General features: G+C 68.3%; 25 protein-coding genes. 3 read left to right on the top strand and 22 right to left on the bottom strand.

The features are described from left to right. Nucleotides 1-37: 37 nt before the first annotated feature. The 4 genes from ABD156_RS30715 to ABD156_RS30700 are packed head-to-tail and all read right to left on the bottom strand — an operon-like array spanning nucleotide 38 to nucleotide 2,341. Nucleotides 38-655 carry a hypothetical protein gene (locus ABD156_RS30715; protein ID WP_344281622.1) on the bottom strand — a complete coding sequence of 206 codons (618 nt, stop codon included), beginning with the start codon at nucleotides 653-655 and terminating at the stop codon, nucleotides 38-40. Next, nucleotides 655-1,698 (bottom strand): hypothetical protein, encoded by a 1,044-nt coding sequence (locus tag ABD156_RS30710; RefSeq protein WP_344281619.1) that lies wholly within the window; start codon nucleotides 1,696-1,698, stop codon nucleotides 655-657. Before ABD156_RS30710 ends, ABD156_RS30715 begins: the two co-directional genes overlap by 1 nt. Nucleotides 1,699-1,710: 12 nt before the next feature. Beyond that, entirely contained in the window at nucleotides 1,711-2,013 is a 303-nt protein-coding gene (locus ABD156_RS30705) for a hypothetical protein (protein WP_344281617.1), read from the bottom strand. Further along, nucleotides 2,000-2,341: a hypothetical protein gene (locus ABD156_RS30700; protein WP_344281614.1), complete on the bottom strand. Its 342-nt coding sequence runs from the start codon at nucleotides 2,339-2,341 to the stop codon at nucleotides 2,000-2,002. Before ABD156_RS30700 ends, ABD156_RS30705 begins: the two co-directional genes overlap by 14 nt. Before the next feature lie 68 nt (nucleotides 2,342-2,409). Here ABD156_RS30700 and ABD156_RS30695 point away from each other — a divergent pair, with 68 nt between their 5' ends. Further along, nucleotides 2,410-2,955 carry a hypothetical protein gene (locus tag ABD156_RS30695; protein ID WP_344281612.1) on the top strand — a complete coding sequence of 182 codons (546 nt, stop codon included), beginning with the start codon at nucleotides 2,410-2,412 and terminating at the stop codon, nucleotides 2,953-2,955. Nucleotides 2,956-3,031: 76 nt separating this feature from the next. On the opposite strand, the gene ABD156_RS30690 is transcribed toward ABD156_RS30695, so the two are convergent. From ABD156_RS30690 to ABD156_RS30610, 17 genes are all read right to left on the bottom strand, one after another. Further along, complete coding sequence (locus ABD156_RS30690; protein WP_344281609.1) at nucleotides 3,032-3,871, bottom strand: M15 family metallopeptidase; 840 nt, start codon at nucleotides 3,869-3,871, stop codon at nucleotides 3,032-3,034. Nucleotides 3,872-3,874: 3 nt separating this feature from the next. Next, nucleotides 3,875-4,270, bottom strand: coding sequence for a hypothetical protein (locus ABD156_RS30685; RefSeq protein WP_344281607.1), 396 nt, complete (start codon nucleotides 4,268-4,270; stop codon nucleotides 3,875-3,877). 36 nt (nucleotides 4,271-4,306) lie between these two features. Then, nucleotides 4,307-5,056: a hypothetical protein gene (locus ABD156_RS30680; protein WP_344281604.1), complete on the bottom strand. Its 750-nt coding sequence runs from the start codon at nucleotides 5,054-5,056 to the stop codon at nucleotides 4,307-4,309. Continuing rightward, the gene (locus ABD156_RS30675) at nucleotides 5,056-6,186 is read right to left on the bottom strand and encodes a hypothetical protein (RefSeq protein WP_344281602.1); all 1,131 of its coding nucleotides are present in this window, start codon (nucleotides 6,184-6,186) and stop codon (nucleotides 5,056-5,058) included. The genes ABD156_RS30680 and ABD156_RS30675 overlap by 1 nt, the downstream gene beginning before the upstream one ends. Then, complete coding sequence (locus tag ABD156_RS30670) at nucleotides 6,186-7,385, bottom strand: hypothetical protein (protein ID WP_344281599.1); 1,200 nt, start codon at nucleotides 7,383-7,385, stop codon at nucleotides 6,186-6,188. The genes ABD156_RS30675 and ABD156_RS30670 overlap by 1 nt, the downstream gene beginning before the upstream one ends. Nucleotides 7,386-7,401: 16 nt before the next feature. Further along, nucleotides 7,402-8,286 (bottom strand): phage tail family protein, encoded by an 885-nt coding sequence (locus ABD156_RS30665; RefSeq protein ID WP_344281596.1) that lies wholly within the window; start codon nucleotides 8,284-8,286, stop codon nucleotides 7,402-7,404. Beyond that, nucleotides 8,286-10,691, bottom strand: a complete 2,406-nt coding sequence (locus ABD156_RS30660) for a phage tail protein (RefSeq protein ID WP_344281593.1) — start codon at nucleotides 10,689-10,691, stop codon at nucleotides 8,286-8,288. The genes ABD156_RS30665 and ABD156_RS30660 overlap by 1 nt, the downstream gene beginning before the upstream one ends. A 185-nt stretch (nucleotides 10,692-10,876) precedes the next feature. After that, complete coding sequence (locus ABD156_RS30655; RefSeq protein ID WP_344281590.1) at nucleotides 10,877-11,422, bottom strand: DUF7426 family protein; 546 nt, start codon at nucleotides 11,420-11,422, stop codon at nucleotides 10,877-10,879. Beyond that, the gene (locus ABD156_RS30650; protein WP_344281587.1) at nucleotides 11,422-11,931 is read right to left on the bottom strand and encodes a phage tail tube protein; all 510 of its coding nucleotides are present in this window, start codon (nucleotides 11,929-11,931) and stop codon (nucleotides 11,422-11,424) included. Before ABD156_RS30650 ends, ABD156_RS30655 begins: the two co-directional genes overlap by 1 nt. A gap of 43 nt (nucleotides 11,932-11,974) precedes the next feature. Continuing rightward, nucleotides 11,975-12,496 (bottom strand): hypothetical protein, encoded by a 522-nt coding sequence (locus tag ABD156_RS30645; RefSeq protein WP_344281584.1) that lies wholly within the window; start codon nucleotides 12,494-12,496, stop codon nucleotides 11,975-11,977. A gap of 80 nt (nucleotides 12,497-12,576) precedes the next feature. Then, nucleotides 12,577-13,005 carry a minor capsid protein gene (locus ABD156_RS30640; protein ID WP_344281581.1) on the bottom strand — a complete coding sequence of 143 codons (429 nt, stop codon included), beginning with the start codon at nucleotides 13,003-13,005 and terminating at the stop codon, nucleotides 12,577-12,579. Then, nucleotides 13,002-13,346, bottom strand: coding sequence for a hypothetical protein (locus ABD156_RS30635; RefSeq protein WP_344281578.1), 345 nt, complete (start codon nucleotides 13,344-13,346; stop codon nucleotides 13,002-13,004). The genes ABD156_RS30640 and ABD156_RS30635 overlap by 4 nt, the downstream gene beginning before the upstream one ends. Before the next feature lie 13 nt (nucleotides 13,347-13,359). Further along, complete coding sequence (locus ABD156_RS30630; RefSeq protein WP_344281575.1) at nucleotides 13,360-13,689, bottom strand: hypothetical protein; 330 nt, start codon at nucleotides 13,687-13,689, stop codon at nucleotides 13,360-13,362. Next, entirely contained in the window at nucleotides 13,680-14,102 is a 423-nt protein-coding gene (locus tag ABD156_RS30625; RefSeq protein ID WP_344281573.1) for a head-tail connector protein, read from the bottom strand. The genes ABD156_RS30630 and ABD156_RS30625 overlap by 10 nt, the downstream gene beginning before the upstream one ends. Before the next feature lie 68 nt (nucleotides 14,103-14,170). Next, the gene (locus tag ABD156_RS30620; RefSeq protein WP_344281571.1) at nucleotides 14,171-14,398 is read right to left on the bottom strand and encodes a hypothetical protein; all 228 of its coding nucleotides are present in this window, start codon (nucleotides 14,396-14,398) and stop codon (nucleotides 14,171-14,173) included. Next, nucleotides 14,398-15,402 (bottom strand): major capsid protein, encoded by a 1,005-nt coding sequence (locus ABD156_RS30615; protein WP_344281569.1) that lies wholly within the window; start codon nucleotides 15,400-15,402, stop codon nucleotides 14,398-14,400. Before ABD156_RS30615 ends, ABD156_RS30620 begins: the two co-directional genes overlap by 1 nt. A 20-nt stretch (nucleotides 15,403-15,422) precedes the next feature. Then, the gene (locus tag ABD156_RS30610; RefSeq protein ID WP_344281567.1) at nucleotides 15,423-16,097 is read right to left on the bottom strand and encodes a hypothetical protein; all 675 of its coding nucleotides are present in this window, start codon (nucleotides 16,095-16,097) and stop codon (nucleotides 15,423-15,425) included. 134 nt (nucleotides 16,098-16,231) lie between these two features. On the opposite strand from ABD156_RS30610, the gene ABD156_RS30605 reads away from it, so the two are divergent. Together ABD156_RS30605 and ABD156_RS30600 are read left to right on the top strand one after the other, a co-directional pair. After that, on the top strand, nucleotides 16,232-16,426 hold the full coding sequence (locus ABD156_RS30605) for a hypothetical protein (protein WP_344281565.1): 195 nt from the start codon (nucleotides 16,232-16,234) through the stop codon (nucleotides 16,424-16,426). After that, nucleotides 16,423-16,833, top strand: a complete 411-nt coding sequence (locus tag ABD156_RS30600) for a hypothetical protein (protein WP_344281563.1) — start codon at nucleotides 16,423-16,425, stop codon at nucleotides 16,831-16,833. The genes ABD156_RS30605 and ABD156_RS30600 overlap by 4 nt, the downstream gene beginning before the upstream one ends. A 232-nt stretch (nucleotides 16,834-17,065) precedes the next feature. Here ABD156_RS30600 and ABD156_RS30595 read toward each other — a convergent pair whose 3' ends face one another. Beyond that, nucleotides 17,066-18,931 (bottom strand): phage minor capsid protein, encoded by a 1,866-nt coding sequence (locus ABD156_RS30595; protein WP_344281561.1) that lies wholly within the window; start codon nucleotides 18,929-18,931, stop codon nucleotides 17,066-17,068. Nucleotides 18,932-18,954: the final 23 nt, after the last annotated feature.

Raw genomic sequence — 18,954 nt, 5'->3', positions numbered from 1 at the left:
CCCGTTGGCAGGGACTCGCGGCCGCGGTGCTGCCAGCTCAGCGCAGCGAACCCCAAAACTTCTGATTCGCCCGGGTCCAGACGGCATCGTTCAGATTGAGCGTGGTCGGCAACGGCGCGGCCTGACCGGCGCGGTACACGCTGTACGGGGTTTCGTTGAGCAACGCGGACGCGCCGGCACCGGTGGCTGGCGTGGTCGAGGCGAGCCTCGGCGCGGTGCCGCTGCCCGTCGTGAGACCGGCGAACGCGACCGCGTCGCTGCGGTTGACGGTGAGCGTGCCGAGGTTGACCGACTTTATGCCGGCGGTGGCTATCCAGCTCAGCCCGGACGCCGTGATCTTGCGGTCGAGGCTGGACACGTTCGGGCCGGCGTAGATGCCGAAGTCGAACCCGGTGAGCCCGGTGTGCGCGGCGTAGACGCAGAACTTCGCCAGGGTCGCGGCGAGCGAGCGCGGCGCGATGGTCGCCCACACGGTGAGGTAGCCGGGCGAGAGGGTTTCGCCCCAGATGGCATCGGTGCGCCGGAGCGTCGAGACTTGGTCGCCGTAGAGCGTGGTGTCGGTCGCTTGCGCTTCGGCGGTGGGTAGTTGGCCCATCGTGGCGATGTCGGCCCCGTCGACCGGTGCCGGTCCGCGGTACTCGAGTGCGCCGGCCACTACCCGATCACCACCACGCGGTAGGTGCCGGCGCCGCCGAACGAAAGCGCGACGTTGTTGGTGTCGGTGAGGTCTGCACCGGTGAGAACGAGCGCCGGGGTGGTGGTGCTGATGTCGTAGACCGAGACGTCGACGAACTGATTTCCGAGCCCGTGCCGGATGGTGACCGGGCCGGCCGCGGTGGGCGTGACGTTGGCGATGACCTTGCGGGCGACGACGGCGGTGTCGACGGCGACGGCGTCCGCGGTGACCACGATGCCGGGGCCGGCGCCGACGGCGATCGTGTCCGCGCCGACGGCGAGCAGACCGGCACCAGCGAGGGTGAAGCCGTCCGAGCCGGTGCCGTAGACGGCCCACGTCTGCCCGGTTTCGCCCGGGGTGATGCTGCCGTTCGTGGTGAGCAGGTAGAGCCGGTCGCCGTTGGTGTCGCCTTCCTCGACGGCGACGACGGCGCCGCCGCGCAGGTCGCCGGGGCTGTCAGCGTCCGCGGCGCGCGTCCACGCGCCCGCCTTGGCGAGGTAGATGCCGTTCTCGACCGGGTCGGCCTGCGCCTTGACGAGCACCCGGTCGTCGGCGTTGGGGGTGATGCCGTCGACGGCGGCGAGTCCGGTGCGGGTGACGGGGCCGGTGGTGGCCAGGCGCACGGCGGCTTTGAACGAGACGCCGGCGGCCGCGGCGGCTACGGCGTCTTGGAGCTGGCCGTACGTGGCGAGGTCGCCGGCGGCCGAGCCCGGGGCGGCGTTGGTGATGCGCTGGGCACCGGCGTTGACGGGCGCGGTGGGGGCGGCGAACTCGTCGAGCCGGTAGCCGGTGACGGTCGCGCGCAGGTCGGACACGGTCGAGGCCAGCTGGCTTCCGGTGTGGTTGGCGCGCGCGGTCGGGTCGATCCAGTTGCCGGCGGCGTCGCGGATCTTCAACCGCCCGTTGTGGTAGATGACCTGCGCCTCGGCACCGGCGGGCAGGCTGGCGACCTTGTGCGCGACCAGGTTGCGGGCTTCGTTGAGCCCGTGGTCGGTGTGGGTGCCGAACTTCAAGTCGGCCATGTTCGAGGGCTCCTAGCTCAGGTAGGCCACGCCGGAGCACGGCGCGGAAAACTCGATGCGGACGTGTCCGGCGGCCGGGTAGGTGACCACGCCGAGCAGCGGCTCGCCGGTGGACTCGATGACGTGCACGCCGGCGGGGGTGAACGAGAGCGGATGGAAGACGTTCCAGACCGCGGCCGCGATGGTCTGCTCGTGGCGGTGGCCGAACTCGAGGACGTCGCCCGGCTCGCCGGGCGGTGCGGTGTCGACGGGTGCGCCGATGGCGAGCCAGTCGAGCGCGACCGGCGGGCCGGCTTCGGGCTCAAGGACTGTCACGGGTCACCCCCCGAGACACGCGCACCGTGCCCTCGACGATCCGGGCGACGCGGCCGACGGGGTCGACGAGCAGCACGTCGAAGACGCCGGCGAGCCACGGCCAGGCGCGCGAGGTCGCCGCGGTCACGGTGAGCGTGACCCGCGAGTCCGCGGTGCCGGCGTTGCCGGCCTCGGTCGACCACTCGTGCAGCACGTCGCCGGCGTCGATGCGTTCGCGGACCTGCGCGCGCACCGTCCACCCGGAAAGGTCGAGCGGCCGGCCACCGGAGGTGACCGGCCACGCTCGACCCCACTCGGCGCCCTTATTAATCACAAGATTGTCGCGCACGAGTAAAGGCTCACTCTCATTGCGGTGAGGTTGCTTTAAAAGCGTATCCATCGCTGTATGGTTGCCGGATGATTTCGGACTCCGTTCCATGGAAAGAAGAGTTGATTAAAGTTGCGGGTCGGTTGGAGAAAAAAGGGGATCAAAAGAGTTGGACTGAGCGAAGTAGTTTTTTGGTCGAACGCGACATAATGGTCAGTGCCTATGCGCTCCGAAAGCTCAAGGAATCGCGGAAGCTCTCCGATGCGATGGACGTCAAGCGGGTAACAGTGCTTCGTCATGAGTTAACCGGGCGTGTTCCGGACGTCTGGGACCGCCATCAAATATGGGAGAGCTACAACTTGGAGGGGGGTACTGAGGTTGTCATCGGGTTGTCGGAACTCTGTAATCAGATCGTGCATAGCTGGGTGTGGGTGCTATCTGCCGATGAACTAACGGGTCTATTCGATGGCGTATTTGTTTCATCGGATAGGGAGAGGAAGAAATACTTGTACTTCATTCCCTTGGGGGTGCTGATATCCCTCTTTCGAGATGCGGGAGAAGAGGATGTTCATACAATAATAATGGAGCGCGATAAAAATGGAAACATGCACTTCATTGAAAAGATAGCGGACTAGGTCGTGATGCCGTTCGAGCGAAGCTATGCACCGAATCTCTCTCCGAGCTGGTGCTGCGGGGTGGGTTCGTCTATGGTCACTTGCCCTTCTGCGGGAACGAGTAACCGATGCGGCCGTTGGTGGCCTCGCCCTTGGCGTTGCGCGCCCGGTACCGGAGCGCGATGCCCTCGAGGCCGCTCGGCACCTGCCAGAAATTCCGCTGCCGGTCGGCGAGTCGGCCGGCTGTCGGGGCAGTTCCGATCAGGCCAACGAGCTTGAGGTCGCCGCCGATGGTGACGACTTCGTACTCGACGTCACCCCAGGCAGCGAAGACGGTAAACCACGCATCGCCTACGACCGTCGAGTTTCCGTTGCTCTCGAAGGGAAGTGCGACGTAGTTCCAGTCGGCGGAGTAGGGCAGGGACAGGGGGATTGCGCTCATCTCGACCTCTTTCGGTGGTGTTGGGTTGACGGGTGCGTCGGCCGCCAGTCGGCCGGCGACGGCGGCGATGCGCGCGTAGGGCGCGTTGATCTCGAAGTGCATTTCGTCGACGCGGCCGGAGTAGTCCCCGCCCCAGCGCACGACGTTGTCGACTTCGGCGAGAATGCGGTGGATTTCGGCACGCTGGGCTGCGGAGAAGGTGTTGCGCACGCCCATCGGGTGCCGGGTGGCGTTGAAGTCGACGGCGGTCGCCGACGCGTGGTTCGAGGTGCTTGTGCTGCCTCGGATCGGGCGGTTGGCATAGCCCCAGTCGTCGAACTCGCCGAGGCTCGAGCGAAGGTCGATGTCCTCTACGCGCTTGTCGAATTGGCTCGCGACGTGCATCAGGACGTCGCCGGCGGGTCCGTCGGCGACGGTGAGCCGGACCGAACTGCCCGGGATCGTGCGTGCTCGGCGGGCCGGATCGACCGGCCAGCCGTTTTGTGAAACGGCCATGATCTACCCCGTTTTCTTCTGTGGGTTGGGTTTTGCGGTGTCGGTGCCGTCGGCGACGGCGTTCTCGACGCGGTCGATCGCGTCGCGCAGGCTCGTGCCGGAGTTGGGGCGCAGCTCGTGCTCGACCCGTTCGACGCGCTCGACGAGGTCGCGGACGTCGTCGCGGGTGGCAGCGGCGGCGGTTTCGATGGCGGCCATGCGTTCGATGACGCCGGGCCGGGCGGTGACGCCGTTGCGTTCGGGCTCGCCGAACCAGTCGTCGGCGAAGTGGCCGAGTCGGCGCAGGCCGCGGGCGGCGTTGCGTGCGGCTGTCCACACGCGACGGATGACGAGGTATGCGGCGATGGCGACACCCGCCGTCCCGGCGATGTCGAGCGCGCCGGGATCGGCGAGGTTCACGGGTTCGGTTTTCCTTGCGGGGTGGGGTGTTTCGGGCTACATGCAGTAGCAGCCGAGGATTTGGCAGGCGATCGCGCCGGCACCGGACGTCGAGGCGGTCAAGGTGACTTCGACCCAGTCGCGGCCGACGAACTCGGCCACGCTGAATCGGCCTTGCCGGCTGACAACGGGTCCGACGTTCGCTTCCCACGAACCGACTTCTTTGCCGTCGAACTTGAGCCGGTAGGTGACGTTCGGCTTGCCGAAGGACTGGCCCCAGACGCCATCGATCGTGACCCAGGGGTGCGAGACGGACGCGCGCCCTTCCCACAACGCGGTTTCACCGCTGAGCTTCCCGGTGTCGATGTCCATGTAGCCGAAGGTCTCGCCGAGCCCGGGGTCGGGACTGTAGGTGTGCGTGATGAACATCGGGTACATGACGATGGGAAGCCACGGGCGTGCGAGACCGGCGCCTACCTCGGCGTTGTCGGACACGACGATGCGGCCGGTTGAGTCGTTCATCGCCCAGAAGTCGCGGCCGTACTGCGCCGAGCCCGCCGTGTACATGAGGGTTGCGCCGCCTTCGCGGCGGAGCACAAACCGTTGCTTGCCTTGGGAATCCGGTCCTATGTAGAGGATTTCGACGCCGTCGGAATCGGTCACCTTGATGTAGCTGTCGTCGACGAGCGTCAAGCCGCCGCGGGCGATGACGGCCGAGGACAGCCCGACTTTCTTGCGCACAGAGGCCAACTCCCGTTCAAGGGCGATGACGCGGTCGATGATGTTGGACGGCTGGTTGACCTGCATTAGGCGGCATCCTCGATTAGCGGGCTCATGGTGATGGTGACGGTTTCGACGGATTCGGCGGGCGCGTACTGCGCGTCGACGATCCGCATTGCCGTGTCCAGTCCGCGGCGCATGAACTCGTCGCGGATGACGACGCGGACGTCGTCGCCGGTGTCCCACTCGCCGACGTAGGGCGCGGTGTCGCCGCGCACGGTGAGCGTCGGGAGCACGACGGGCAGCCGGGCGACGATCTGGTCGGCGTCGGCGTGGCCTTGCAGGGTGTCGACGTCGCTCACGCTCGAGTAGCCCTGTTCGGATTCGAGCAACGGCCAGTGCGCCGGGTATTTCGCGGTGTCCTCGGCGACGGCGATGGGTGTTCCCTCGGCCATGCCGTCGCCGGTGGCGAACGTGCGCGTTGCCATCCGCGTGGCGTCCGACGGCCAGACGTAGGAGAGGATGTTGCCGCCCGTCTCCCACACGTGCGCGGTGCCGGTCTGGCCGAGCTGCGGCGTGCCCACGCGCATGATGCGACGGACGCGGCCGCGGGCGCCCGGGGCGACGCCGAACATGATGTCGGGGCCGTTGATGACGCGCGAGAGCTGGCGCAGGGCCTCGCCGGTGTCGGTGAGCGCGTGCCCGAGGTATTCGCGGTCGCGGTAGATGAACGACTGCGAGTCGTCGACCTCGACCCGGATGTCGCCGCCAGCGTGCGATTGGGCGAGCTGCACCAGACGCCGCGCGATGTCGTTTTGCTCGGTGTCGTTGTAGCGGGTGGCGAGCTTCGCGACGCGGTCGACGGCGACCGGGCCGGGCAGCAGCGGCAACACCTTGCGGTGGTCGAAGTAGCTCCACCAGTCCGCGCCCTGGATCTCGACGGCGCCGGTGCTGCTGTCGTATTTGCGGGTCCAGATGAGCCCGCCCCACATCGGCCGGTCATCGCGCAGGACGTAGAGCGCGCGCCGGGCCGGCATGGTCAGCTCGTACGGGTCGCGCCGGCGCGTCGACGGGTGCCGGGAAAGGTCCCACGTGCCGGAGAACTTCCCCGCGTCGTTCAACGGCCGGTTGTACTTGATTCCGGACAGCGGCAGCTCGTCGAGCACGTTGCCGCTGCGCAGGTCGGCGACGAGGAACGTGTACGCGGGCAGCGCCATCACGGACCCCGCCACACTGCGGTAAAGCCGCTGATCAGGTCGCCCGATGATTCCTTGGTGACTGCGTTCGCCGCGCCCGAGTAGCCGTAGCACCGGAACGTTGCGCCCTTGTCGAGCCACCTCGAGGTGGACGCCGAGACGTTGTTGCCGCCGCCGGCTGTGCTGTCCTTCGCCCACAGGTTTCCCGCGGACGAGCCGCCGATCATGGCGTATTTGTCGGTGTTGCCGCCCCCGTAGCGCAGGTTCAGCGAGAGGTCCCACCAGCCGGGTTCTTCGACGGTGAACACCCCGCCGGCGAGCGTGATGCCGCCCGGCGGCCGGTTGATCTGGGGGAAGGTGAGCAGAGCCGGCGTGTTCGAGGTCGGCTGGTTGGTGGTGATCGTCCAGTCGCCGCCGGGGGTCGCGCCGCTGAGCATCGCGGCGTAGAGCCACTTCTCGCCGTTCCAGCGGTACAGCCGGCCGGTGCTGGCGAGCGCGGCGAGCTGGCTGGGGTACGGGTCGGTGATGTCGGCCAGGGAGCCCGCGGTCACCTGTCCGTGGACACGCCATGCGGTGCCGTCGTAGACCTCGCTCCATCCCTTGTCGATGCGGTAGACCGACTGCCCGGGATACGCGGCGATGGTGTTGCGCTCGGCGACGCTGCCGACGGGCAGCAGGCCGCCGAGGGCGACCGTCCACCCGGGCGATAGCTGGTCGATCATGGCGTCGGTGATCTTGTCCGCGCCTGCGGTCACGCGGACGCGGCCGAGGGTGAACCAGTCGCGGGAGCCGTCGACGACGGGGTCGCTCGGGGTCGCCGACGCCGCGCCGCGCGCGAGGCGAACCTCGAACTTGGTCGCGGTGTCGAGGTAGAACTCGTCGGACTGCTGAGCGATCACCAGGTCGTGGCGGTCGTTCGCCGGATCGGCGGGGACGGCGAGCACGTCGAGGGTCTTCGCGGTGTCCAGCGACACCAGGTAGGACCCGATGCCGCGGGACGCGCGTACAGCGCCTTGGAACGGCTCGACCACGATCGAGCCGCTTGCCGTGCCGGCGGCGTGGACGCGCCCGGGGGTTCCCGGGGCGGGACGGATGCCGTTGCGCGTGGTGACTGCGTTCGCCCCGGGAATGAGCAGCGCGGACACGGCGAGGCGGGCGTCTTCGGTGCTGATGAGGGGCTTGTCGGTAGAGCCGACGGCCCACGAGTTGCGTTCGGGCATATGGGAAACCTCCGTCTCACATGGCGGTGCTGTGCACGGTCACCGACAGGCGAGAGTCGGAACTCGGTGCGGCAGAAGCGAAAACGGCCTGTGTCTCTCGGCCGGGCGGGAAGCTGAACCACCCCCGGGTGAACAGGCGGTCGGACGCCGAGACGTTGCTGCCGACGAACAGCACGGTTCGGGCGAGCGTGTCGACCTCGACGACCTGACCCGCGGGAATGAACCAATCCGGGTCGAACTCGAGCGCCTGTCCCGTATCGCGCCGGGTGATGGACGGGCCGCGGACCGGGCCGGCGATGCGCCAGACCGGCCACGCCTCGGCCGTGCCGGTGTTCGTCCACGTGATCACCCCGCCGCGGGCAGCGGTGCCGAACGGCATCGGGAACCTGATCGGGAAGCCGAGCCCGCCGGAATCCGTCGCGCCGAGCATTGTCGACGCGGTGTAGCCGGGCAGCTCGAGCAATCGGGGATCGGTGGCGACCCATTGCAGCGCGCCGGCGACGTAGCCGACGTCGTACTCGAGCCCGGTCGGCACCGACCGGCGCGTGCACCGGGCGAGCGCCTGCCAGCGCCGACCGTCGAGCCGGATCACGAGCGGTTCCTCGTCGGGGTTCTCGCTCGGTGCGGTGATGGCGCGCAACCGGGCGACTGCGGCCGCGTACTGCTCGCGGGTGGCTCGCCGAGCCGAGATCACATACGAGTAGGTGACGGTGCGGGACTGCGCGAGCAACTGTCCCGGGAACGCGCCGTGTTGGCCGGGCCGGTCGATGTCGCCGCCGCGCATCTGCGGCAGGTCGAGCCAGCCCTCGAGAGCGCGCCACCCGTAGGCTGTGCCAGCGCCGAGCAGTTCGCCGCGCCACTCGAGTTGTCCGTCGCGGGTGATGAGGTCACCGGCAGCCACTACCCACCCCCGCGGCTCAGCCAGTCCAGTTCTCCGGCGATGTCGGCCGGCGACTGCGCCGGGGTCGCGTGGAACTGGTCAATGTGGACAGTCGCACGGCTTCCGGCCGCCGCGTACATGCCGGCGGCCGCACCGGACCCCGTTCCAGTCGCGCCCGCGAACGCGAGCGCGGGCGTGCTCAGACCGTCCGCCATCGTGGCGGACACCCGCGAGGCCAGATCGGACGCCGAGCGCGTCGCGACGCCGGCGGCCTTGTCGATACCGCCGGCGAGGCCGGGCGGTATCCAACGGCCGATGTCGGCGAACACCTTCGACGGGCTCGAGATGCCGAGCATGTCCTTGACCCACCCGGGAAGCAGCGAGCCGAAGAAGCTCTTGACCTTGGACCACAGCCAGTCGGCGGCACCGGAAATGCCTCGCCAGAGCCCGCGCAGCAGATCGCCGCCCACCGAGATCAGCAGCGAGCCGAAGTTGCCCAGCATCGACAGCGCACGACCGGGTAGGCTGCCGACGAACGACAGCACGGACGACACTCCGTTTGAGACGGCGCCGGACACATTCGACCAAATATTGCGGAAAAATCCCAGAACCGCATTTAGTCCATTTTGGACAGTCGAGCGAACGAAGTTCAGCGCTCCGGAGACGATCCCGGTGATGAAGTCCCAGGCGGCCGAGACGGCGCCGGTGATCGTGGACCAGATTCCGGAGAAAAAGTCAGCTATAGCGCCAAAAACAGCCGACGCTGTGCTCTTGATCCACTCCCAGGCGGCCGCTAGGGCGGCCTTGATCGTGTCCCAATTCGAGATGATCAAGACGGCCAGGGCGACTACGGCGGCGATGATGGCGACAAAGGGATTCGCCATCATCGCGAGCTGAAGAATCGTCCAAACATCTTTGGCTACGCGAAAAGCGGACGACAGAGCACCCACAATGGACACTAGCGGACCGATCGCGACGGCGACAGTGCCAAAGGCCAGAGCCAGCGGGCCGAGCCACGTCATGTTGTCGGACAGGAAACCGGCGAGCAGCGCGAGCAGGGGAGCGGCCAGCTGGAGCGCGGTGGCCAGAACGGTGCCGATCTGGCCGGCCAGCGTCGCGAGCCCGGGGGCGAGCGCGACGACGGCCGGTTCGAGTGCCACGATCGCCGAGGCCAGCCCGCCGGCCAAGGACTGCGCGACCGCGCCGACCGCCGGGGCCAGGGCCGCGAGCACCCGACCGAGCGGGGCGACCGCCGGGGCCAGGGAGGCGAGCGCGGCCCCGAGCTGCGGACCGAGCACGGCAATCGCCGGTCCGACATCGGACACCAGCACGCGGCCGATCTCGGCGAACACGGGGGCCAGACCCCGACCGGCTGCGGCGATGCCGCCGAAGATCTGCTGTAGCAGCGTGGCGCCCTGTGCGGAGTTGAGGAAGTCCCGCACGGCTCCGGTCGCCTGCAACAGCACGTCGAGCGTCGACGTGCCGTTCGTCGACATCGCACGGAAGACGGCGGCGACGATGCCGCCGACGTTGCCGGCGAGCTGGCCGAGCTGCTGTAGCGCGTTGAGCCCGTTGCGCATCCACGCTTCGAGCTGTCCGGACTGCCGGGCCTGCGCGATGAACGCGGCGAACCGTTCGGCGGCCGAGCCTGCGCCGGTGGTGAGGTCGGCGAACACGGTCGAGCCGACGGTCGCCACGTCGCGGAACACCTGCGCGAGCGGCTGCGTGACCTCGGCCAGGTTCGACACCGCGGTCGAGCTGTTGTCGAAGATCGTCGTGACGTCGCGCCCGGTCTGCGCCTCGCGCAGGAACGCGGCCAGGCCGGCGGCGCCGACACCGAAGCTCGAGGCGACGTCGGTCATGCCGCGCTTGAGAATCGGCATGTACTGTCCGCCGAGCTGGCGAACAACCGAGCCCATCTCGGGGAAAAGCTCTTGCTGTACAGAGCTTTTCACCGCGTCCCACGCAGGTTTGATCTCGCGCACGGCGTTCGCGGCGTCCCGTGCCGCGGGGGCGAGTTTCGCGGTGGCCTCGGCGAACTTCTTCGGGTCGTCGATGTTCTTCATCGCGTCGCCGAAGCCGGACATGCCGACCTTGAGCGAGACCAGCGCGGCACCGCCGGCGACCGCGGCGCCCGGCAGGATCAGCAGCGCGCCCGAGGCGGTGACGAGCCCGCCGCCGAGCGCGCCGAGCGCCCCGCCCGCGAGGTTCGCGGCACCGGCAAGGGCGCCGATCTTGAGCGCGCTCGCGCCGGCCGACATCGCCATGTCGCGCGCGGACTTGCCCGCGCGCACGAGCGCGTTGTCGTAGACGTCGGTGTCGCGTGCCGCGGCCGCGAACCTCGCGCGGGCCTGCGCGAGCTTGCCGGCGACGCCCTTGTCGTCGATGCGGAGGTAACCGACAAGCTCGCCGATGGTGAGCGCCACAGGGGATCACCCCCGCCCGCTGCTCAGTCAGGGGCGGGGGCGATCAGCCTCGGGGTAGAGCGCTCGACGTAGTCGGCTCGCGTCGGTGGAGAACAGGCCAGCGATACGGATGCGAAGCCAGCGCCACGAACGGGCGTGCAGCAGGCCGGGCGCCTCGAGGTCGACGCCGTAGATTTCGTGCAGGTCTAGCTCGACGAGCGACCAGCGCTCGAGGATTTGCCGCCACTGCGGGCCGTCGCCGGCACCGCCTTCCGTGTCCGGCTCGTACCACTCCCGGACGCCCGTTGCGGGGTCGATCGGGCCGCCGCGCGACGGCTCGCCAGATTCCCCGCCGAGGCTTCCGGGCGGCCACCGGTATTCCAATACGCCTCGGCAGCCTCGGCGCTCTGCGTATGGTGCAGAAACGCCGTCATGCCAGCGACTTTGAACCGCGGCCACGCGACGCCGTCGGCGAGCAGCTCGTCGTAGGCGGTACCGAGCGACTTGCGGTACATGTCGATTTCCTGCGCGTCCGACAGCAGTTCGCCGCCGGGTTCGGGCACCGACAGCTCGCCGGCCTCGGGGTCGTCCTCGTGCGCCTTGACCGCGGCGGCAACGCCGAACATCCAGTCGTGCAGCCGTTGCAGCCGCAGACCGGTCTCGGCGTCGACCGGCGGCACGACGTAGACCTTGCCGCCGATGGGCAGTTCGAGCCCGCCGTCGAGCAGCTCGTCGAGATCCCGATACGCCATCACTTGCTCCCGCTCGCGGTCGAGGCGGCCGCAGCGGCACCAGCCGGCGGAACGGTCGCGGGATTGGCGATCTCGAGCGGTGCGCCCTGTCCCAGCAACGTGAAGTTGAACGGCTCGAGATCGGTCGTCTCGCCGCCCTTCTCGAACTCGGACACCTGCGCGTATCCCTCGGACGCATCCGGTGAACCGTCGCGCCGGTACCAGCGCACATGCACGTCAGCCTCGAAACCGACCTTGCGCGCGGCCCTGCGGATGAACTCCTGCCCTGCGTCGGGGGTGTAGGTGCTGGCCTTGGTGTCGCGCTTGCGCTTGCCCTCGGCCTCGATCTTCCATTTCCGCTGCGTGATGACGTCCGAACCCCACCCGGGCGCGTCGTTCGTCGCGTCATCCTCGGTGTTGTCGTCGCTGGACTCGGAAAAGCTCGACAGCCCGTGAACTCGGGTCCACTGCGGGGCGGTCGCACCGCTCGCGGCGGTGTCGACCTCGAGTGCCCAATCGGATGCGAGCATGGAACGCAAAGACATCTAGTATCCAATCGCTTTTATGTCGGTATCATCCGACCTGGAGTTCTGTCTTGACTGCGTCAATAAAACTCGATTGTGCGCTGTTAAAGTAACGGAAAGTGCGATCTGTGATATCTTCGTCTGTTACGCCGGTTGCGTTGCGCTCCATGCGCATTAGGCTGTGGGAAGTGGCATCCACGGTTTCCTTGTACAAAGTTGCCGCGTGACTAATTTCATCCGTGCTGATGATAGAAATCTTTGCAAGCAGCTGCGAGACGTTGTCAATCAATAATGCATTCTCTTGATGTAGTCGCGAAAGCTCTCCTGCTTTTCCCTGCTGGCAAGTTATATTTGCTAGAAGGTTGGATTCGACCTTGGACATCGTGGCGACAAATTCGCTGTATGTTTGGAGCTGCAATTCCCTCGTCTTTTGCTGCTGATCGTGGCTGTATTGCTCGCGATTTTTCGTCAGCTCCCTTTGCCAACGAAGGTCCTCCCGCGCTACTTCACGTTGCCAGCGGCGGTCCTCGCGCCACGCGTTGACAAGTTGTCCGGAAACAACGCCGATCATGCCGATAACCCCAACTAGGATGGGAACCCAAACTGAGACTTGACCTGTCTGCATAAGCGCAAGGTAACGGCTGCGGGCTCTTACGCGCGGTATCTAGTTGGGTGGTGTGCATCGATTTGGTATGTGTCAGTGTGTAGGTACCGGCCGTTCTGGTCAGTGCCGCTGGCGTTCGAGGTTGCGCGAGTGAGCAGGTGAACGGCGAGGCCGAGCTGGCGCTCGCCGGCGTATGCGAGAGCGTCGAAAGTGGCGTCGACCGCATCGAGCGTGTCCCGTGGGTCGGCACCGGATGAGCGGTACCGGATGCGCAGGCCGTACTTGGCGTCGGCGTCGGCGTCCGCAGTGAGTGGGTAGAGCAGCAGTGCGACGACGCGTGCTGGCTCGGCTGGTACGGCGCCAAACACGATGCCCGTCTCGTCGGGCGCGTAGACGCCGTCGGGTCGGAAGATGCCGACGCCGTTCTCAGCGAGGTGACGGGCGATGATGTCGCCGAGTTCGGCGAGGAAGCTCACGAGCGGGTCGCCTTGCGGATCTGCGCGGCGATGATCTGCCGGGCGACGTCGGTCTCGTCGTCGAGCGCGGTCTCGAGGTACTTCGCTTGGCCGTCTTCGTGGTGCCAGGTGGTCTCTTCGTGCTGGCGCACGGCGTACTCGGTGTCGAACGAGACAGCGCCGTCGAGTCCGTCGGTGGTCGCTGTGCCGGTGTTGCGGAGCGCGCTGGTGTCCTTCGGCGCTCGGTTCACGGCGACGCTGCGGACGTGCTCGGCGGCGAGCTTGACGCCCTTCTCCGCGCCGCGGGTGAAGTCCTCGAGGATGAGGTCGCCTTTCCAGTGAAACTCGGTCTTGAGCCGCATGGCGGATACCTCCTTACGTGAGCGTGATCTCGAGGTGCGCGGGGGCGCTGGGATGGTCGAACGTGCTCGAGGTGATGACGGTCGCCGTGCGGGCGGCCGGCGTGCCGGACCACACGGTCACCTCGGAACCGACCGGGATCGCCGGGCCGGGGCGAACGACGACGGTCGTTTCGCTGATGGTCTCGGCCCCGTCAGACGCGCGAACCCGGCGGCGCCGGTCCTCGACGTAGGCGCGGCGGATGGTGAACGGCCGACCAAAGCTCGGACCGTACGAGCCGGTGCCGGCGTAGGGCTTCACGGTCACGGTGTGCGGGAGCAGGAACGCCGGCATGGTCACCGCCACCGGGCGACCTCCTGCTCGACCGGGCCGTCGCCGAGGCCGGCGTCGGCGAGTAGCTGCATAGCCTCGGGCGCGAGCCGGGCGGCCTGCGCGCCGGCGGGGGTTGCCGCGGCCGGCGTGTTCGCGCGGGACAAGGTGACGGACCCGATGCCGGTGGAGGTGTAGCGTGCCGCGGCACCGGTGTCGTCGCCGGTGTCCTCCCACCATGCGACGGTCGCGCACGTGGCATCGCGGACCGCGGCGCGCTTGTCCGGGTCGGTCGGGTACCCGGCGGGGTCGGTCGCGTAGACGGCGGTCACGAGCAGCCAGTCGACGAGCTGCGACGCGCGCGCGAGCGACCGGGCGATGCCGTCGGGCGGAGTGGTGAGGTCGAGCCAGTTCGCGTAGTCCTCGGCGGTTGCATAGACGCGCGCCATTGCCGCCCCCTTCCTGCGTTGGAACCGCGGCCGGTGCCCGGTCGGGGCACGGGCACCAGCCGCGGCGGCTACTTCGCCGGCGTCCGTCGGGGGCTGCGTTTCGTGTCGTCCGGGTCGGCGACTGGCGGCTCGGCGGTCTCGCCGTCGTCCTCTGCCGGGGTGACGGTGTAGCCGTGCCGCTGGAAGTAGGCGACCGCGTTCTCGTCGCTGGTCTCGCCGCGGCCCTCGAGGAAGTCGACGCCGGCGACGTGGCCGGTGTAGCCGTCGACGGGGGTTTCAATCGTGTGTCGTGGCATCACTGCACCTTGATGTTGCGGAAGACGGCGGCCGCCTTCGTGGCTTTGAGCGCGATGGCGACCGGGCCGAGTTCGACCTCGCCCTTTTTCACCGCGCCCGGGATGGTGAAGTCGGGCAGCCAGGTCTCGACGAGCTGCGTGCCGACGGTGGCGACCCCGTGGAAACCGTCGAGCCCGACGCGGTAGGCGTACAGGTCGGTGAGCCCGGTCGCCGCGGTCCCGCCAACGGTCCGGCCGAGGATCGGCACAATCGGGTTGTTCGTGCCTGCCTTGGCTCCGGCGTCGACGAGCAGCACCCCGCCGTAGGTCTCCCGGACCACCGGGCGCCCGTTGACGCCGAGCAGCCCCTCGACGGGGTCGCGGGTGTACATGCTCGCGCGCCGAGCTGCTGCTCGAACCCGGGCGAGCGACTTCGCGTTGCCGATGATCACCGACGGGGTGCCGTCGAGCAGCGAGAGGAACTCGTCGATGGCGTCGAGGGCTTTGTGTTCGGCGCGCGCGTTGGTGTCGAAGTCGGTCCAGTCGGTGATCTGGCCGGCACGAAACTCCGTCGTCGAGCCCACGAGCGCCTTGTCGAGCCCGTCGAAACCATTGGTGTCGACGGCGGTGTCGCCGTTGATCACGGCATCCTGAAACCGGGTGTTGGCGGCCTTGATCTTCTGCGACATGTTCAGCGACACTGCGGCGGACGCGGCCGGGCCGATCTTGGCGATAACCCGGTCGACCTCGAACGCGCCACCGAGCACGGCCAGGTTGACCGAAAACGGTGCGGTGGTCACGTTCTGCGGCGCGTACTCGGAGTTGAGCGCGCGGAAATCCGCGGTCGGCTGCGTGATCAGCCGCCGGTATCCGTAGGTGAGGGTCGCGCCGCCGCCGGAGGGGTTGACGACGTCGTCAAAGATCAGCGAGTCGAGGATCGCCGACTCTTTCCGGAACTCGTCGATCACGGCCGGGTCATAGTCGGTCTGTGCGTTGTTTTTCGCTTCGGCCAGGGTGACGGCCATGGGGTGACTCTCCTATGTGGTCAGTTGCCGTAGTGGCGGGTAATGGCGTCGGTGAGGGACTTCGCGGCCGGTTTGTCGCCGGTCCCGCCGGAGTGCTGGCCGCTGCTGCGCGGCGGCGCGTGGCCGGCGGCGCGCAACTTCGGGTTGTCGGTCACGGCCTTGGTGATCGCTGCGCCGACCTTGTCGGCGAAGTCGGCCGCGGCGTGGTCGAGCTTCTCGACTGCGGAGAGGAACGCGCGCGAGTCGGTGAGCGCGGTCGGGTCGGCGCCGAGTGGGCCGGCGGACTTGAACACGGCCAGCTCGACCGCGGCGGCACGGGCGCGCTGCTGCTCGGCGGTGACCTGCTCGGCGAGCTTCGCCGGGTCCGCCTTGTCGTCGTCGCCGGCGACTAGGCCAAGGGCCTTGCCGATGTCCTGCGCGAACTGCTGCCGTGCCTCGTCGGCTGCCTTGGTCTTCGCGCTCGTGCGGTCCGATGCGTTCTCGGCGCGCAGATCGCGCACCATCTTCGCCAGCGTGGCCGGATCGAGCGCGGCGAGTTCGTCCGCGGCCGCGGACGGATCGGGGGGCGTCAGGGCGCTCGGCTGGCGGGTCGCCGGTGCCTGCTCGATTGTGGCTGGCTGACCCGTCGCATTCGGCTCGCCGACTGTGCCAGACGGCTCGCCGGCGGGAGCAGGCGGGATGACGGGTGTGGACACGGTTGCCTCCTGGGCGGTCGTGGGATGGGAAAACTCGGCGCCTGACCGAGCAAGCTGAGTTTGTCGCCGATGTTGACAAATATTGGAGGAGTTCGTTAGATTGTCAACAGTGGTGACAAACTGAAAGGTGTGGAATGCAGGGGCTTTTTGAGGTCGGACCGTTGATCGAGGCCGAGGCAATGCGCAGGCATGTCGCCGGGCAGATCCCGGGACAGGTCGACATTTGGGAGGCGTGCGCCGAGGCCCAACCGGCGCCGTTCGCTTGGCCGGAACCTGTCGGCGCGCTTTATGCACGTGACGACGTGACCGGCGTGGCGGTGCTCGCATGAGCGCACCGCAGCAAAAAACGGTCGTACGTCAATTCATTGGCGCGAGTGGCCTCGCGGAGAGGCTCGGCGTGAGCCGTTCAGCGGTCAACAAGTGGCGCGAGCGGTTCCCCTTTGACTCGGCACATCCGTTCCCGGCGCCAGACGTCGAGATTGACGGCGTGCCGGGATGGCTGCCAGAGAGGGTCTCCGAGGTGGAGTACTGGCGAGCAGGATTGCCGGGACGCGGCAACCGCGACGAACAGGCCGCCTCGCAGCGCGAATACCTCGCCGAGGCGCGAGCGCGCGGACTGAGCGTCGAGGAGGCGTTGCGGACGGTCGACGCTTTTGCGGACGAGTACCCCGAACGAGATCGGGAACAGATCTACGCCTGGCTGGTGTCTCGATTCAAAGAAGATCAGCCAAACTAGCTATGGTGTTCGCGCGCGTAAGCGGCCTGCCCGTCCTGATATGCCAGTCGCCACACACGCGCGAGCGCAAGAGGCCCACGCTCGGCGTTCTCTTGGTGGGCGCGCTCGGCCGGCGTTCGCGGGCCGAGCCATTCGGGCGTATGCCTTGGCGCGTAAGGGTTCGGCGTCGGTGGTGCGAGTCCGTAACCGGCGGCGTAACCCTGTTCCCGGGCGGCGCGGACTTGCTCGGCGGTCACTGTAGCCACGACTCACCCCCGGTGCGGAACCGTTCTCCGTTGCCGCCGTCGAGCAACTCGGCGGCGAACTGGTCGAACGTGACCCTACCGTTTTTGTCCCACCACTGTTTCAGCTCGTCGGATGCCCAGCGGCGGGCGTAGTTCTCGTTCTGGCGCAACAGGTTCCGCGGGTCGAGTCCGTTGCGCTGGCCTTCCTGCGTGAGCAGGAACCCGTTTGTAGCGGCCTCGGCGGCGAAGTAGTCGCGTTCGAGCCGCTCGGCGTACGCGGCGCGCGCGAGTTCGTCGAACCCGCGGCCGGTGTAGCCCTCGCGTCGAAGTCGGGCGATGGCGTCCTCGCGGCGCATCTTCTCGACGTCTTTGTCGAACACTTCGGCGTACGCCTGTTCGTAGTCGAGGCCGGTCTCGACGAGACGGTCGACCTCGGCCCACTTCTCGGCGTCCGGGTCGTCGGCGTACTGCTGGTCGGCTTCGCGCCGGTCTAGCTCGGCGAGCACTGCGGCGACAGCGTCCTCGTCGTCGCCGACTTCGGCGAGCCGTTCGGCGAGTTGCTCGTCGGACAGCTCCCGCACGTCGACGGCTGCGGCCTTCTCTGCGGCGAGCCGCTCGGCCTCGCGTCGGCGCGCTTGTTCGGCGGCGATGGCGTCGAGCCGGTTCCGCTCGGTGTTTCCGTCGGAAACAGTCTCGGCGAGCTGGTCGCGCCGGCGTTCGGCGGCCCGGAGGTCGCCGTGTCCGAGGTTGACTTGCTCGCGGTAGCGCTTGCGGTTGAGCCCGGTCCGCTTCACGTGCTCGCGGATCTCGGCTTGCGTCTCGCGCACCCGGCGCTCGGCGGCCTGGCGCTCGTCGTCGGTAAGCGCGGCCGCGGCCTTGCGCTTGTTCCGGCGCACTTTGCGCTCGAGCGCGCGCAGGTCTTCGCGGTCCTGCTCGGCCTTGGCGTCGTGCTCGCGGACCTCGTCGAGCTTGGTCACCCCAGGCAGGAACGGCACGAACTGATGCCGGCAGTTCGGGTGCATGAGCCCATCGAGCCGCGCCTGCTCGACGGTGGCGACGACGTCGACGGTGACCGTCTCGTCGGTGAGAGTGTGCTCGACCTGGCGCTCGCTGGCAGGGCCGGACAGCGCCAACACCCGCCCTTCCCAGCGGGTACAGAGCTGGCAGGCATGGCGCGAGCGGGTGATCGTGACCAGCTCGACGCCGGCGGAAGCCATACGGGCGAGATGCCCGTCGTTCCACGCGCGCCCGGTCGCGGTGCGCACGGCCATCTCGACGTAGCTCGCGAGATTCCAGTCGCGGCCGGCGCGGTCAACGAACCCGGTCACGCCTTGGGCGGCGAGCCGGTCCCACGCGGCCCGCTGCGCCGAGTGGATCGTGCCGGTACCGAGCAACTGATCGGGCGCCGCGGCGGCGACTGCCGTTTGATAGGCGTCCTGCTGCCAGCGCAAGACGCGCAGCGGCAGCGCCTCGAGCCGGCTGGTGAGGTCCGCGGCGAGGATGGCGGCCGCCTGCATTCCGGGCACCACGCCGGCGAGCTGCTCGAGCTGCTCGGACGACAGCGCGCCGAGTTCGGCGAGCTGCGCGAGCCCCTGCTCGGCGCCGGCCTGCCACGCGGCGAACACGGAATCGGCAGCCGCCTGGCCTGCCCGCCCGGTGACCTGCGTCGCGATCCGTTCGGCGGCGAGCCGAAGCTCACGCGCCGCGGCGGCCTTCTGCGCAGCCCACTCGGGCACGTCCTGATCGGCGCGGACGCGGCGGACGATGTCGCCGAGCAACCGCGCCTCGGCCTGCGTGTACAGGGCGAGGATGTCTGCGGCGAGCTGCTCGACGACTTCGGCCTGGTCAACTCCGGGCGGGGCTTCCCACGGCATCGACGGCCCCCTCGCCAAGTTCC

The sequence above is a fragment of the Amycolatopsis albidoflavus genome, assembly GCF_039525725.1.
GTDB lineage: Bacteria > Actinomycetota > Actinomycetes > Mycobacteriales > Pseudonocardiaceae > Amycolatopsis > Amycolatopsis albidoflava.
This window is presented reverse-complemented; position numbering and strand designations above follow the sequence as displayed.